The organism is Streptomyces lydicus (genome assembly GCF_001729485.1).
Lineage (GTDB): Bacteria > Actinomycetota > Actinomycetes > Streptomycetales > Streptomycetaceae > Streptomyces > Streptomyces lydicus_D.
The window spans coordinates 7,794,914-7,810,583 of sequence record NZ_CP017157.1; the positions used below are offsets into that span (position 1 = coordinate 7,794,914).

11 protein-coding genes are annotated in these 15,670 nt (G+C 73.0%); 6 read left to right on the plus strand and 5 right to left on the minus strand.

Annotated elements, in window-relative coordinates:
- Positions 1-118 precede the first annotated feature (118 nt).
- Entirely contained in the window at positions 119-4,108 is a 3,990-nt protein-coding gene (locus tag SL103_RS33850; protein WP_069572785.1) for an AAA family ATPase, read from the plus strand.
- 338 nt (positions 4,109-4,446) lie between these two features.
- Positions 4,447-5,235 (plus strand): GntR family transcriptional regulator, encoded by a 789-nt coding sequence (locus SL103_RS33855; RefSeq protein WP_069572786.1) that lies wholly within the window; start codon positions 4,447-4,449, stop codon positions 5,233-5,235.
- Positions 5,236-5,324: 89 nt separating this feature from the next.
- Here SL103_RS33855 and SL103_RS33860 read toward each other — a convergent pair whose 3' ends face one another.
- Entirely contained in the window at positions 5,325-6,560 is a 1,236-nt protein-coding gene (locus tag SL103_RS33860; protein WP_069572788.1) for an amidohydrolase family protein, read from the minus strand.
- Between the two features lie 193 nt (positions 6,561-6,753).
- Here SL103_RS33860 and SL103_RS33865 point away from each other — a divergent pair, with 193 nt between their 5' ends.
- Complete coding sequence (locus SL103_RS33865) at positions 6,754-7,203, plus strand: DoxX family membrane protein (RefSeq protein WP_069572790.1); 450 nt, start codon at positions 6,754-6,756, stop codon at positions 7,201-7,203.
- An 18-nt stretch (positions 7,204-7,221) separates the two neighbouring features.
- Here SL103_RS33865 and SL103_RS33870 read toward each other — a convergent pair whose 3' ends face one another.
- From SL103_RS33870 to SL103_RS33885, 4 genes are read right to left on the minus strand one after another with little or no spacing between them, the layout of a single operon-like run.
- On the minus strand, positions 7,222-8,352 hold the full coding sequence (locus tag SL103_RS33870; protein WP_069572792.1) for a caspase family protein: 1,131 nt from the start codon (positions 8,350-8,352) through the stop codon (positions 7,222-7,224).
- Entirely contained in the window at positions 8,339-8,719 is a 381-nt protein-coding gene (locus SL103_RS37085; protein WP_051733700.1) for an effector-associated constant component EACC1, read from the minus strand. The genes SL103_RS33870 and SL103_RS37085 overlap by 14 nt, the downstream gene beginning before the upstream one ends.
- 37 nt (positions 8,720-8,756) lie before the next feature.
- A complete protein-coding gene (locus tag SL103_RS33880; RefSeq protein ID WP_164492931.1) occupies positions 8,757-9,908 on the minus strand; it encodes a hypothetical protein in 1,152 nt (383 codons plus the stop codon).
- Positions 9,905-10,816, minus strand: coding sequence for a hypothetical protein (locus tag SL103_RS33885; RefSeq protein ID WP_069572794.1), 912 nt, complete (start codon positions 10,814-10,816; stop codon positions 9,905-9,907). Before SL103_RS33885 ends, SL103_RS33880 begins: the two co-directional genes overlap by 4 nt.
- A gap of 264 nt (positions 10,817-11,080) precedes the next feature.
- On the opposite strand from SL103_RS33885, the gene SL103_RS33890 reads away from it, so the two are divergent.
- The 3 genes from SL103_RS33890 (at position 11,081) to SL103_RS33900 (ending at position 15,506) form a co-directional block, all read left to right on the plus strand.
- Positions 11,081-12,280 (plus strand): glycosyltransferase, encoded by a 1,200-nt coding sequence (locus SL103_RS33890; RefSeq protein WP_069572795.1) that lies wholly within the window; start codon positions 11,081-11,083, stop codon positions 12,278-12,280.
- Positions 12,281-12,416: 136 nt separating this feature from the next.
- A complete protein-coding gene (locus SL103_RS33895) occupies positions 12,417-13,916 on the plus strand; it encodes an ArnT family glycosyltransferase (RefSeq protein WP_099055488.1) in 1,500 nt (499 codons plus the stop codon).
- A gap of 54 nt (positions 13,917-13,970) precedes the next feature.
- A complete protein-coding gene (locus SL103_RS33900; protein WP_069572797.1) occupies positions 13,971-15,506 on the plus strand; it encodes a glycosyltransferase family 39 protein in 1,536 nt (511 codons plus the stop codon).
- The last annotated feature ends 164 nt before the right edge of the window (positions 15,507-15,670 follow it).

Consider the following 15,670-nt stretch of genomic DNA (forward strand, 5'->3'; position numbering starts at 1 on the left):
CCTGCCAGCTGTGGCTCCTGACGAGGAGGTTCCGGTCCGGGGGGAACGGCGTCACCACAGGTCAGGCCACTAAGGTGAGTTTTCCGGTCCGGATGTCCGAGTGCGGGGGAAGTAAGGGGTGGAGACCTTGAGTTCCGACTCAGGGGCACGCACAGCCTTCGCGGAACGGCTCGCGCTCCTGTACAAGGAGGCCGGCAACCCTCCCCTCAAGAAGGTGGCCGACGCGGTCGTCCGGCTGCAGCGGGTCGACGAACGAGGGCGGCCCGTACGGGTGTCCGTGCAGCGCATCAGCGACTGGCGACGGGCCAAGAACGTGCCCGCGCAGTTCCCCGCCCTGGCGGCGGTGCTGCACATCCTGATCCCCCAGGCCCGGCGCGCGCGGCCCACTCCGGTGTCCACGGGCCTGTACGACCTGGCGCAGTGGCAGCGGCTGTGGGAGCGAGCGGTCGCCGACCCGGTCGGTGACCGCGTCCCGGCATCCGCGGAGGAGGAACGTCCGCCGGGCGAGGCCGCGCCCGTCTCCGGGGTGTGCCCGTACCGGGGGCTGGCTTCGTACCGTCAGCAGGACGCCCAGTGGTTCTTCGGCCGGGAGCGCAGCACGGACGCCCTCGTCGCCCAGCTCCGCGCGGCGGAGAGGACCGGCGGCCTGGTCATGCTCGTGGGCGCCTCGGGTGCCGGAAAGTCCTCGCTGCTGAACGCCGGCCTGGTACCCGCGCTGCGGAACGGCGGGGAGAGGGAGGTCCTGCAGCTCGTACCGGGAGGCGATCCGCTGGGGGAACTGACCCGGCGGATCCCCGGTCTCGCCCCCGTCCTCGCCGACGCGCGGGAGTCGGCGGCGAAGGAGTCCGGTACGCGGCACTTCACGCACGCGGTGCGGGAGGCCGTCACGGCGTGGGCCGAGCACCGGGCGCCCCGCGCGGACCGGCCGGTCGTGATCGTCGATCAGTTCGAGGAGGCGTTCACCCTCTGCTCCGACGAGACGGCCCGGCGCACGTTCATCCAGCTCCTGCACGCCGCGTGCACCCCCGCCGGCCCGGGTGCCCCGGCCCCGGTGCTCGTCATCCTCGGCATACGCGCCGACTTCTACGAGCCGTGCCTCGGGTATCCCGAACTGGCCGCCGCGCTGCAGCACCGGCACATGGTGCTCGGGCCGCTGACGACCATGGAGCTGCGGGAAGCGGTGACCGGGCCGGCCAAGGCCGTGGGTCTGGAGCTCGAACCGGGGCTCGCGGAGCTGATCGTCCGGGAAGTGAGTGCCGACGGCCCCGGCGGGACGCATGACTCGGGGGTGCTGCCGCTCCTCTCCCACGCCCTGCTCGCCACCTGGCAGCGGCGGAAGGCGGGCCGGCTGACGCTGGCCGGCTACCGCGCGGCGGGCGGCATCCAGGGAGCGGTCGCGGCGACCGCCGAGCGGGCCTGGTCCGGTCTCGACCCGACAGCCCGTACGGCCGCACGGCTGCTCCTCCTCAGGTTGGTACGGCTGGGCGAGGACACCCAGGCCACCCGGAGGCGGGGGACCCGGCGCCAGTTGGCGGACGAGTCGACGGATCCGCACAAGACGGAGGAATCGCTCGAAGCGCTGGTGCACGCCCGGCTGGTGACACTCGACGCGGAAGCGGTGGAGATCACCCATGAGGCGCTGCTGCACGCCTGGCCGCGCCTGCGCGACTGGATCGACGAGGACCGCAACGGCAATCTGCTGCGCCAGCGGCTGGAGGAGGACGGCAGGGCCTGGGAGGGCTCGGGCCGCGACACGTCGCTGCTCTACCGGGGCTCGCGGCTGGAACAGGCCCGCAACTGGGCGCAGTCCGCCGGTGACACCTTCCTGACCCGCAGCGCGGTGGAGTTCCTGGCGGCCTCGGTCCGGCTCCGCAAGCGCACCGTCCTGCTCAGCCGGGGTGCGGTGTCCGCGCTGGTCGTCCTGGCGATGCTGGCCGTCGGCGCGGCGGTCGTCGCGTGGCAGCAGCGCAACGACGCGGTGTTCGAGCAGGTGGTGGCCGAGGCCGACCGGGTCCAGTACACCGACCCCTCGCTCTCCGCCCAGCTGGACCTGGCGGCACATGAGCTGCGGCCGGACGACGCGGCCGTCCACAACCGGCTGGTCTCGATCGTGAACGCGCCGCTGGCCACCCCGCTGCTCGGGCACACCGGCGCCGTCTACCTCACCTCGTTCAGCCCCGACGGGAGGTTCCTGGCCACCGCCAGCTACGACCGGACGGTGCGGCTGTGGGACGTGCGGAACCGTGCGCACCCGAAGCCGCTGGGCAAGCCGCTCTCCGGGAACACGAGCTGGGTGAGCAGCGCGGTGTTCAGCCCCGACGGCCGGACCCTCGCCAGCGCCGGGGACGACGGCACCATCCGGCTGTGGGACGTACGGGATCCCGGCCGTCCCGAGCCGCTCGGCGCGCCGCTGACCGGTCATGCCGGCACGATCTATCTGATCGCCTTCAGCCCGGACGGCCGGACCCTGGCCTCGGCCGGCGAGGATCACACCGTCCGTCTGTGGGACCTGAGCAAGCGGAGCCGGCCGACGGCGCTCCGCGCCCTGACCGGCCACACCGCCGCCGTGCGCTCGGTGGCGTTCAGCCCCGACGGCCGCGTGCTGGCAGCCGGGGGCGACGACCACACGATCAGGCTGTGGAACACGGCCGATCCGCGTCGGCCGAAGCCGCTCGACGCGGTGCTGAGAGGCCACACGGACACCGTGCACTCCGTGGCCTTCAGCCCCGACGGCCGGACGCTCGCCAGCGGCAGCGCGGACGACACCATCCGGCTCTGGGACGTCACCGACCCGGGCCACGCCGCCGGGCTGGGCGCGCCGCTCACCGGCCACACCGGTCCCGTGTGGTCGGTGGCCTTCAGCCCCAACGGCCGTACGCTCGCCGCCGGCAGCGCGGACAGCACCGCGAGCCTGTGGAATGTCAGCGACCCGGCCTTCCCCTCGCAGGTCGGCGAGCCGCTCGCGGGAAGCAGCGGCGAGATGTACGCGGTCAGCTTCAGCCCGGACGGCCGCACCCTCGCCACCGGCAGCGGCGACAGCAAGGCCCGCCTGTGGTCGGTACCGACGGCGGACATGGTCGGCCGCAGTGGAGCGTTCCGCCCGGACGGGCGGGTGCTCGCCACGGCGGCGGGCGACGGGCGGATCCGGCTGTGGGACGTGCGGCGCCCCGGCCGGCCCGTCACGCTGGGCAGGCCCTTCATGGAAGCGGACGGCGGCCAGCGATCGCTCGTCTTCTCCCCCGACGGCCACACCCTCGCCGTACTGAACGGCAAGGCGAAGCTCTCCCTGTGGAACGTGACCGACCCGGCCCGTCCGGTCCTGGCCGGGCCACCCCTGGCCCTGCGCACCCGCTTCGCGGGCACGCACGCGCTGGCCTACAGCCCGGACGGACGGACCCTGGCCACCGTCTACGGCGACCACACCATCCAGCTGTGGAACGTCTCCGACCCCGCCCGTGCCGTCCCGCTCGGCAAGCCGCTCTCCCGGCACCGGGGCTACATCAACGCCCTCGTCTTCAGCCCGGACGGGAACACCCTCGCCAGCGGCAGCGCGGACGGCACCGTCCGGCTCTGGGACATCACCGACCCGCGCCGGACCACGCCGCTCGGCGACCCCCTCAGGGGGCATGTCGCCCCCGTCAACGCGCTCGCCTACAGCCCGGACGGCCGTACGCTGGCCAGCGGCAGCGACGACGACACGGTCCGGCTGTGGGACGTCACCGATCCCCTCGACGCGACCGAGCTGAGCCGGCCCCTGACCGGTCACACCGAGGCGGTGGTGTCGCTCACGTTCAGCCAGGACGGCCGCACCCTGGCGAGCGGCGGCAACGACAACACGGTCCGCCTGTGGAACGTGGCCGACCCGTCCGAGGCCGCCCCGATCGGACGGTCGATGAGTCCCAACGCCAAGACCGGCAACTTCCTGTCGTTCAGTCCCAACAGCCACCTGCTCGGGGTCTCCAGCGGCGCCGACACCGTCCGGCTGTGGAACCTGGACACGGATGACGCCATCCGCCGCATCTGTTCGACCACGCGGGGTGTTCTGACGCCGGAAAAGTGGCACGAGTATCTGCCGCATCTCTCGTACGCACCTCCGTGCGGGGATTAACGGAGTCACGCGGTCCGGCCCCGAGCCGGACCGCGTGACTCCGCTCACAACTCTGCGAATTAATGCATCAGTTGGCTCCCATTGCACCCGCACCCTTTGCTACTGTTGGCCATAGCCCGATCGCTGGTGCATCCCCCGTCGCCAGCGATCGGGCGTTTTCATGCCCCGGGACGCGCGAACAGCGCGGGCCGGAACGGCCCGTTCCGCCAGCTCGGTGAGTGCCGCCGGCACATTCCCGACCGGATATCCCGGCCAGGCGGTTTTCTTTGCGCCCACGCATATGCTGCGCATTGAGGCGCCCCGTCCACGCCGGCCGAGGAACGGAACGGTGAACACCCATGGCAACGGCATACGAGCCGATCGCAGACACCCTCCGGAAATCCATCCACGCGGGTCGGCTGAAGCCCGGTGAGCGCTTGCCCTCGGAGACGGACCTCGCGGACGAATTCGACGAGAGCGTGCCCGCGGTCCGTAACGCGCTGGGGATGCTCCGCGCCGAAGGGCTCATCGAGGAACGGCACGGCGCGGGGATGTTCGTGCGCCGCCCCCGTACGAGGACGGTGCGCACGAACCTGCGGCACCAGTGGGAAAAGAACCGCGCCCGGGTACCGCTGGCGGAGCGCGCCGGGACGGGCGCCACCGAGCACGACACCGGCCTGCGGGGCGAGGACCTGGTCTTCTCGGCCGCCTACCGCGAGGTCACGGCCACCGAGGAGCTCGCCCGGGCCTTCGGCGTCCCGGCAGGTGCCGCCCTCCTCGAACGCAGCTACCGCACGCGGTACGCGGCCGAGACGGCCCCCTTCCAGCTCGCGACCTCGTATCTCGTGCACGACCGGATCGCCGGGAACGCCGACCTCCTGGACGAGACCAAGGAGCCGTGGCCGGGAGGCACCCACCACCAGCTCCGCACCGTGGGAATCGAGGTGGACCGCGTCGAGGAACGGGTCACCGCCCGTCCGCCGACGCCCGAGGAGGCGGCAGAGCTGGAACTGCCGCCCGGCACCTCGGTGCTGGTGCTCCGGAAAACCTCGTACGACATCCACGACCGCGCGGTGGACGTTTCCGACGTCATCCTGCCCGGCGACCGCACGGAACTGCTGTTCACCACTCCCCTGGAAAGGTGGTGAGTGCCGGGCACCCGGCACCAGGAGGACGGGAAAACCGGGCGCCGCCGGCTCGCGGACAGAATTCCCGGTTCCCGCCGCCGCTATCGGCCTCAGCCGCCGGCCGCCGGCCGATCGCGGTCGAACGGCAGGTCCAGCATGCGAATGGCGTTGCCGCGCAGGATTTTGTAGGTCACGTCCTGCGGGAGGCCGGCCACGTGGTCGGCGGCGACGCGTGCCGTGTGCGGCCAGGTGGAGTCGACGTGCGGATAGTCGGTCTCGAAGGTCGCGTTGTCGACACCGACCTTCTCGATCGAGTCGACGCCGTGCCGGTCGCGGAAGAAACAGCAGAAGACCTGCCGGTAGTAATACGTCGACGGGGGTTCGGGGATGAGGTCCTTCACCCCGCCCCAGGCCCGGTGCTCCTCCCAGACGGCGTCGGCGCGTTCCAGGGCGTACGGAATCCAGCCCATCTGGCCCTCGCTGTAAGCCAGTTTGAGGCGGGGGAACTTCACCAGGACGCCGGAGAAGAGGAAGTCCATCATCGAGGCCATGGCGTTGTTGAAACTCAGGGACGCCTGGACCGCGGGCGGGGCGTCCGGTGACGCGGCCGGCATCTGCGAGGACGAGCCGATGTGCATGTTCACGACCGTGCCGGTCTCCTCGCACGCCGCGAAGAAGGGGTCCCAGTACCCGGAGTGGATCGAGGGCAGCCCGAGGTGGGTGGGGATCTCGCTGAAGGTGACCGCCCGGACCCCGCGGGCGGCGTTGCGGCGGATCTCGGCGACCGCGAGGTCGATGTCCCACAGCGGGATGAGGCACAGCGGAATGAGCCGGCCGCCGCTGTCCCCGCACCACTCCTCCACCATCCAGTCGTTGTAGGCCCGCACGCAGGCGAGGCCGACGTCCTTGTCCGCGGCCTCGGCGAAGGTCTGGCCGCAGAAGCGGGGGAACGTCGGGAAGCAGAGCGATGCCTCGACGTGGTTGACGTCCATGTCGGCCAGCCGGGCCTTGGGGTCCCAGCAGCCGCGCCGCATCTGCTCGCGGGTGATCCCGTCCAGGGTCATCTCGTCACGGGAGAAGCCGACGGCGGCGATGATGCGCTTGTACGGGAAGAGCAGGCCCTCGTACTCCCACCAGTCGGTGATCTGGCCCTCGGGGTCGGTGGTGAAGCGGTACTTGCCGGCCACGTACTCCAGCGCACCGATGCCGGCGGTGAAGGGCTTCGGACCCTTGTCCCGGTACTGCTTCGGAAGCCAGGTCTCGAAGAGGTGCGCGGGCTCGATCACGTGATCGTCCACGCTGATGACCTTGGGAAGCTCCGCTGTTCCGCTCTCGTTGCTGCTCACCCTGTACCCCCAGCTGCGTGGCGGCGAGGCCGCCCGGTTGCACGGTTCCTGACGACCCATCAGTTTCGAGGTTATGGGCTCGGCGGTGCCACGACAAGGCGGTGCCGGGAACTCCACCCCTTGCGGGGACGGGCCGACATCGGCTGAACTGACGGTGCGTCAGTTCTGGTCGGTGAGTCGAAGGGGGCAGCACATGCAGACGATCTGGCTCAGCGGTGCCGAGTGGTGCGCCGTGCTCCGCATCGGGCTGGGCCTGTGGTGGCTGGAGAGCTGGCGCCACAAGGACAAGAAGACCTGGTTCGCCGGTGGCGGCATCGCCTGGGCGGCGGGCATCGCGGACAAGCACCGGTGGCGGGTGGTCCGCACGGGCTTCGACCGGCTGGTGAAGCCCCGCCCCCGGCTGATGGCGTACCTCGTCGCCTACGCGGAGCTGGCGCTCGGTCTCGGTCTCGTCCTCGGCCTGCTGTCCCCGATAGCCCTGGTCGCGGGCGCGGTGCTCAATCTGGTCTACCTGGTGCTGATGATCCACGACTGGGCGGAGCAGGGGCAGAACCTGATGATGGCGTTGATCTCGCTCGCGGCCCTGGGCGCCATGAGCTGGCAGAGCTGGTCGCTCGACGGGGCCCTGGGGCTCTTCCGGTAGCCCGCGAGCCGTCGGGCGTCAGGTGAGGCTCGCCTCGTGGTCCGGGGGCCGGGGGTGCGGCAGAGCCGTGCGCCAGTGGCGGAGGCTCGCCCGGGCGGCGGCCAGCGCGGGGTCGTCCGGCGGGGCCAGCGGCTGCCAGTCGGTGACGGTCCGCTCCAGGAGGGCGCAGGCGGTGTACGGGTCGCCGGCCTCGCCGGTGGCGGAGGCGTGGACGTGGCGGAGGCGGAGGGTGTCGGGGTCGACGGGGCCGAGGTGCGCGGCGGCGTCGCGGGCGACCGCCTCGAACAGCCAGGCCGCCTGGGCGAGGCGCCTGGGGCGGCCGGCCAGGCCCAGGGCCTTCACCCGGTCCGCGAAACGGGCCCGGGCCAGCAGCCCCTGGCGGGTGTGCGCGGTGCCGTGGGCCGGGTTGCGGAACAGGGCAAGGTCGCCGGTGGCGTTGAAGGCGCGTTGCAGGGGGTCGGGGAGGCGGGCGGCCGGCAGGGTGACCGCCAGGTGCCGGTAGAGCGTGGTGAGGTCGAGGTGTTCAGGTCCGTCCGGGACGCCCTCGGTGAGCAGGCGGAGCAGGGCGGTGGTGAAGCCGGTGCGGGTGTGGTCCTCGGGGGTGAAGGCCCGCTTCCCGCGGCCGGCGGCGACCAGCAGGTGGATGTCGGACGCGTCCGGCGCGTCCAGGGCCAGCCCGGCGAAGCAGCAGTCGAGCACGGCGATCCGGTGTTCGGCGCGTACCTGCCGCATGGCCTGGAAGACGGCCGTGACCGGCAGTGCGGTGCGTTCGGTGCCCCGGCCGTCGTCCACCGAGCCGGGCAGCGCCAGGCACAGCCGCTTGTCCGCGCCGCGCAGCCCGTGGCCGGCGAAGTAGAAGAGCAGCACATCGAGGGGTTCGCCGGTGGACGCGGGCAGCAGCCGGAAGACGTCGGCCGGGGTCTGCGGGTCGACGCGGCGGTGGACCGCGGCGGGGTCGAAGCCGCCCAGCGGGCCGGTCAGCGCGTCGGCGAGCGCCGCGACGCTGCCGGCGGCCTGCGGGAGCGGCGGCAGGGTGCTGGGCACGACATGGGTGGCGGTGCCCACCAGGACGGCGGCCGACCGCCGCGGCGAGGGGACCAGCGGCGGCCAGGGCGCCGGGGAGAGGGCCGGTGGCTCAGCTGCCGTCACCGGAACCCGGCTCCAGGAACCGGCGCAGCTGCTGTTCCACGGCGGCGGCGTCCTCGGGGCTGCCCGCGGACAGTTCGAGGGCGGTGCCGTCCGGGCGGGTCACCTTGAAGCTGATCCGCCGGGACCTGGCCCGCTGCGCGAGCCACACCGCCACGGCGCTGACCACCGCCTCCAGCACCGGGCCGACCGCGCCCAGCACCTCCGCGGCGTCCGCGAGCCCGCCCTGGTGGCCCGGTGCGGGCGGGACCATGCGCAGCCGGGCCGAGCCGGTGAGGTCCTCGTCGTCGTTCAGCCACTCGGCGAGCGACTGCGCCAGGCCGTCGGCGTCGTCCGCCGGTCCGTCGAAGGCGAAGGTGAGGGTGGTCATGACGGTGCGGTGCTCCGGGGGTCGGGGGCGGACGGGGTCAGAACCGGGGGGCGTACGGGTCCCGCCCGCCGGCGGGGGCGGTGCTCCCGCCGGGGGCGGGCCCGGCCCCCCGTCGTGCCGTGCTGAACAGCGGGGGGCGGCCGGGGATCTCGTACGGGAAGCGGAAGGCGGCCGACGCCTGCGGTACGTCGACCAGGTCGGCGAGGAGCTGCTCCCAGCCGCCGAGCGGCTGCGGCACCTCCTGCCGGTAGGTGGTGTCGAGCCAGGTGTACTGCATCCCGGAGAGGCCGGCCCAGGCGGCCGCCCTCTCGTGCGGCGGCACCGCGCGGGCGACCGCGCCGCCGGGTGCGGCGCCGGCCGGGGCGACGGTGGCGGCGAGCAGCTCGGCGAGCGGGAGCGGGGCCGCCGGCTCGGCGGCGAGCGAGATCCGCAGCCGGTAGGTGCGGCCCGCGCAGGCGGCCAGCGCCTCCCCGTAGCGGGCCGCGGCGTGCACGGCGAACGGGTCGGGCGCGATGTACTGGGTGAACACCGGGCTGGGCCGTCCCGGTTGGGCGAGCCTGCCGTACTCCTGGGTCAGGTAGCGGAGGTAGCCGAGCAGCTCCTGCGGGGGCGCGTAGGGCTCCAGGCAGACGCCGACCACCGTGCGGGCGCGCTCACGGGCCAGCGCCTCCCACACCGGCTCCCAGCTGACGGCCTCCCCGCCGAGCGGGGCGAAGGCCACACCGAGCGGGAAGTCGGTGTCGCGGCGCTGCAGCCACGCCCAGGAGAGGCGCTTGCGGACCTCGGCCAGGCCGGCCGGAGTCCCGGCGAACGGGACCAGTGCGGCGTGCAGTTCGGCGGCGTCCTCCACCGGAGCCGCCCGGACGTGCCGGGGGGTGTCGGCCAGCGCGTCGCGCAGGGCGAGCGCGGCGGCGGACGCCGTCCGGGCGTCCGCTCCGTGTGTCCGGCACAGCAGGGTGCAGGTCACCGTGGTGTCCGGGGCGGTGGCATAGCGCAGCTCGAAGGCCCGGCCGTCCGGCTGCCACTGCCGGGAGAGCCAGACCTGTTCGAGCGTGGCGGCCTCCAGGCGCCGCTGGTCTTCGGGCAGGCCGAGGTGGGCGCCGTTCTCGGACATCGCCGGTTCCGGTTCCAGCCGGAGCCCGGCCCAGGCCCATGCTCCCGAGGGCCCGGTGGTGGACAGCACGCTCATCCCGCGGGGTCGGCCTCACCGGCGGGCCGCGGCTGCGCCTCGGGGGCGGGCGGCGGCACCTTGGTGGGGGCGGGCGGCACGACGGGCGGGACGGCGGGCGGCGGCGGGGTGGCGCCCGCGGTGGGCGCGGCGGCCGGTGCGGTCGCGACCGGGGTCCCGTCGACGGCGACCATCAGGCCCTCGCGGCAGGCGAGGTGGACGGCCTCCCGCATGGCCCGGGCGCCCTCGCTGCGCAGCAGCTGGTGCTCGATGCCGTTCTCGCCCTTGAGCGCGCGGAAGAAGTCCCCGATGAACTGGCCCATCAGCTCGGTGCCGCGGCGCGAACGCCACATCATCCAGCCGAGGTAGAGGCTGCTGCCGTAGTTGAAGACGGAGACGTAGGCGGTGTACGGCGGGTCGTTGAGGGTGACGCGGGTGCCCAGGCCCTTGGGGGCGAGGGGGTAGCGGCGGGAGCTGAGCGTGTGGACGATCGTGGCGTAGACCGCGGGTGCCCGGTCGGGACGGTCGGCCAGCAACACCCGCCACTCGGCGACCGGCTCGGGCAGCCGGCTCGCGAGCAGGACGATCCAGAACACGGCGAAGCCGGCGAAGGAGGCGAACACCAGCCAACCGGATCCGGAACTTCCGCCGGAGCTGCCGGCGCCGGACCCGCCGTAGCCGAAGGGGTCCGACGAGGACTGCTCGCCCACGCTCGCGATCAGCGAGATGACGCCGATGAAGCCGGGGATCGCGGAGACGACGAGCGACGCGAGGGTGGCCCGCAGCCACAGCCGGAAGATCGTCCTTCCGTTGACGCTCTCGTTGAGGGCCATTTCGATGGGCTCGTGGCGCAGCGTCTTGTCCAGGTAGGCGGCGTTTCCGTCGCCACCGCGCCAGCCCGGGAGCGGCGTGCCGCTACCAGTGATCATTTTCCCCCGATCGGCAGCTGTTGAGTTGGGTACCGGTACCAGAGCTCCCACTGTGGCACAGCTCACCTTCCGGTGCGGGGGAACTCCGCACTCTCACCCCGGGAGTGGGGCCCTTGGGCGGACATGCCCGTCTTCTGCCGGGCGACCAGGGCGGCCAACGCCCGTGCGACCAGGTTGACTTCTCCGTAAAACATGATGAGTTCCGGTTTCTCCTGGGCTCTTGTGGCTGCTGTGGTGACAGTTGCGGATCCCTCAGGAGGAGCCATGGCATCCGTGCCGGCGGTGTCGTTGATCGTGCCGACGTTCAACGAGGCGGGGAACATCGATGAGTTGCTGGACGGTGTGTGCGCGGCGCTTCCGGAGGAATGGGACGTCGAGGTGCTGTTCGTCGACGACTCGACCGACGACACCCCGGAGGTGATCGAGAAGGCGGCCGTGCGGTGCCCGATGCGGGTGTCGGTGCTGCACCGGGAGGTGCCCGAAGGGGGCCTCGGCGGGGCGGTGGTGGCCGGGATCGCGCAGACGAGCGCGCCGTGGATCGTGGTGATGGACGCCGATCTGCAGCACCCGCCGCGGCTGCTGCCGGAGCTGGTGGAGGCGGGGGAACGGGCCGGGGCGGAGCTGGTGGTCGCCAGCAGGTACGCGGACGGCGGCAGCCGGGGCGGCCTGGACGGCGGGTACCGGATGGCGGTGTCGGGGGTGTCGACCGCCGTGACCAAGGCGCTGTTCCCGCGCCTGCTGCGCGGCGTCTCCGACCCGATGAGCGGCTTCTTCGCCATCCGCCGGGAGGCGATCGAGCGCGCCGGGCGCGAGGACGGGGCCGGGCAGGACGGCGGGCTGCGGCCGCTGGGGTACAAGATCCTGCTGGAGCTCGCGGTGCGCTGCCGGCCGCGCGGGGTGGCGGAGGTGCCCTACGAGTTCGGGGAGCGGTTCGCCGGGGAGTCGAAGTCGACGGTGCGCGAGGGGCTGCGGTTCCTGCGGCACCTCGCGGAACTGCGCAGCAGCGACAAGCGGGCCCGGATGGTGGCCTTCGGGCTGATCGGGGTCTCGGGGTTCGTGCCGAACCTGCTGGCGCTGTGGGCGCTGACCGGCGCCACGTCGCTGCACTACGCGGTGGCGGAGGTACTGGCGAACCAGCTGGGGGTGCTGTGGAACTTCGCCCTGCTGGACTTCCTGGTCTACCGCAGCGCGAAGCAGGGGCACTGGGCGGGCCGGCTGCTGGGGTTCGCGGCGCTCAGCAACGCGGACCTGCTGGCGCGGATCCCGCTGATGATGCTGCTGGTGGAGCAGGCCGGCATCGGGCCGGTGCCGGCGACCGTGATCAGCCTGGTGGTGGTGTTCCTCGTGCGGTTCCTGCTCGTCGACACGCTGATCTACCGGCGCAGGGGCGCCGCGGCACGCAAGGAGCAGGCGCCGGCGCGCACCGCCGCGGCGCACGAAGCACGAGGTGAGCGCGCTGCTTAGCTGACAACGCAAACTCGTGGCGGCCCGTGGGGCCGGACCGCAGACTCCGAGCGGTGATCTCACCGGACCCGGACGCCGACCGGCGGGCGGGGACCGGCGGCGACGGGCAGGCGGAGTGCGGGAGGCGGCGGGAGACGTGCTGACGGTCCCTGAAGAGGTGCGGGCGGACACCGGCCCTGCCGTACGGCCGGCCTGGCGGACGGCGGTCGGCGTCGCGAGCGGCGTCGTCGTGCTGCTGCTCGCGGTGTCCGGCAGGTACGGCTACAACGTGGACGAGCTCTACTTCCGGCTGCTCGGCGAGCACGGCTGGGCGTGGGGCTACACCGATCAGCCGCCGCTGGTGCCGGCCGTGGTGCACGCGACCGCGCAGCTGCTCGGCGACTCGGTGTGGGCGATCCGGGTGCCGGCGGCGCTGTGCGCGGGTGCCGTGGTGGTGCTCGGGACGCTGATCACCGCCGAACTGGGCGGCACCCGACGGGCCCAGACGCTGGCCGCGCTGGGCCTGGGCAGCTCGTTCCTGGTGCTCAGCGTGGGCCACATCATGGTGACCACCACCCTGGACATGCTCGCCTGGACCGCGCTGCTGCTGTGCGTGGTGCGCGCGCTGCTGCGCGGCGAGGACAAGTGGTGGCTGTGGGCCGGGGCGGTGCTGGGCCTGGCGCTGTACGCCAAGTACATCGTGGCGCTGCCGGCGGTGGCGCTGCCCGTGGGGCTGGCGCTGGCCGGGCCGCGCACGGTGTTCCGTTCGCGCGGCCTGTACGCGGGCGCCGCGCTGGCGCTGGTCATCGGCGCGCCGAACCTGATCTACCAGGTCACCCACGACTTCCCGCAGCTCCGGATGGCCGAGGCGCTGGGGGCCACCGACGGGCCGATGAACCGGATCATCTTCGTGCCGAGCCTGGTGATCCTGCTCGGGCCGGTGCTGACGGTGGTGTGGGTGGCCGGGCTGGTGAAGCTGGTGCGGGACCCGGCGTGGCGGCCGGTGCGGGCGCTGGCGCCGGCATTCGCGGTCGGGGTGGCGCTGACGATCTACGGCGGGGGCCGGCCCGACTACGTCGGCGGCTTCCTGATCGGGCTGTTCGCGGCGGGCGCGGTGGCCGCCGACCGGTGGATGGGGCAGCGCCGGCTGCGCCGGGTGCTGCTGTGCGCCGGGCTGGCGGCCAGTGCGGTGCTCCAGGTGCTGATGGCGCTGCCGGTGCTGCCGCAGAACTCCCCCTTCGTCCCGCTGAACAACATCTCCCTGGAGAGCGTGGGCTGGCCCCGGCTGGCGGAGCGGGTGCGCGCGGCGTACGACGCGCTGCCGCGCGAGGAGCGGGCGCGGGCCGTGGTGCTCGCCGGCAACCTCGGCGAGAGCGGGGCGCTGGACCGCTACGGGCACGGGCTGCCGGCGGTCTACAGCGGCCACAACGAGCTGCACAAGTGGGGCCCGCCGCCGGAGAGCGCCGATGTGGTGGTCGCGGTGGGCATCGAACGGTCCCGGCTCGACGCCGGGTTCCGCTCCTGCCGCGTCGTCGGCCGGATCGACAACGGCGTCGGCGTGGCGAACGCCGAGCAGGGCAAGCCGGTCACGGTCTGCCACGGCCGTAAGGACTCCTGGGCCCGGCTGTGGCCCGCCTACCACTACTTGAGCGGCTGAGGTGCCCCGGCCGGGGCGGGTGCGAACCGACAACTCAGCGGGAAGTGAGGCGTGATGACGACGTCCCTCGACAGGGATACCAGGGCAGCGGCCGGGGCCGGCGGGCCCGGGCTGCGGCCGGTGCCGGTGGCCTGGCGCCCGGTCGCGGTGGTGGTGGCCGCGCTGGCGGTGCTGCTGTTCGCGTTCGCGGGTGAATACGGCTACCACGCCGACGAGTTGTACTTCCGGCTGCTGGGCGAGCACGGCTTCGCGTGGGGGTACGTGGACCAGCCGCCGCTGCTGCCGATGGCCGTACGGGCCGCGATGGCGGTCTTCGGCGACAGCATGTGGGCGATCCGGGTGCCGGCGGTGCTGTGCGCCGCGGCGGTCACCGCGCTCGGCGCGATGATCGCCGCCGAGCTGGGCGGCACCCGGCGGGCCCAGACGCTGACCGCGTTCGGGGTGGCCACCTCGACGATGGTGCTGAGCTTCGGCCACTGGATCCTCACCACCAGCTTCGACACCGTGGCATGGGCCGCGGTGCTGCTGTTCGCGCTGCGGGTGCTGCTGCGCGGCGAGGGCAAGTGGTGGCTGTGGGCCGGCGTCGTGGTCGGCGTGGCGCTGTACGCGAAGTACATCGTGCTGCTGCTGCCGGTGGCGCTGCTGCTGGGCATGGCGCTGGTCGGGCCGCGCAAGGTGTTCGCCGATCGGCGGCTGTACGCGGGAACGGCGCTGGCGCTGGTCATCGGCGCGCCGAACCTGATCTACCAGATCACCCACGACTTCCCGCAGCTCCAGATGGCGGAGGGGCTGGCCGGCACCGACGGCGAGGCCAACCGGGCCATGTTCGCCACCAACCTGATCCTGCTGTTCGGCCCGGCGCTGTTCGTGCTGTGCGTGATCGGGCTGGTGAAGCTGTTCCGGGTGCCGGAGTGGAAGCCCGTCCGGGCCCTGGGCGTCGGGTACCTCGCGGCCACCGCGGCGTCCTACCTCATCGAGGGCGGGCGGCCGGACTACACCGGCGGGCTGCTGATCGCGCTGCTCGCCGCCGGGTGCGTGCGGGCCGACCGGTGGGCGGGGCGCCGCAAGCTGCGGCTGTCGGTGCTCGCGGTCTCGCTGGTGCTCAGCGCGGCGGCGCAGATGCTGCTGTCGCTGCCGGTGATCCCCAAGAGCGGGCTGCGCGACTTCCAGGTCGCCAGCATGCCGCTGGAGACGGTCGGCTGGCCCCGTGTGGTGCAGCAGACCGAGGCCGCCTACCGGGCGCTGCCGGCCGGGGAGCGCTCCCGCGCGGTGGTGCTCACCGAGAACTTCGGCGAGGCCGGGGCGCTGGACCGCTACGGGCACGGGCTGCCGGCGGTCTACAGCGGCCACAACGAGCTGCACAAGTGGGGCCCGCCGCCGGAGAGCGCCGACGTGGTGGTCGTGGTGGGCAACATCGAACGGTCGCTGCTCGACGCCGGGTTCGCCTCCTGCAAGGTCGTCGACCACATCGACAACCGGCTGGGCATCGACAACCCCGAGCAGGGCGTGGCGATCACGGTGTGCCACGACCGCAAGAAGCCGTGGTCCGCGCTGTGGCCGGCCTACCGGCACTACAACGCCTACCTGTAGCGGCTCTCCGGTCCCCGTCCCGGCACCGCCCGCGGCCCGGTTCGAAAGTTTCCGCTTTCGAACCGGGCCGTCTGCCGACCTGCTTCGCTGCACGGTAAAAGTCGTGGATCAGCCGGGGAGTTCACCGGAGACTGGAAATCGCTGGACTGCGTACGCCCAATCGA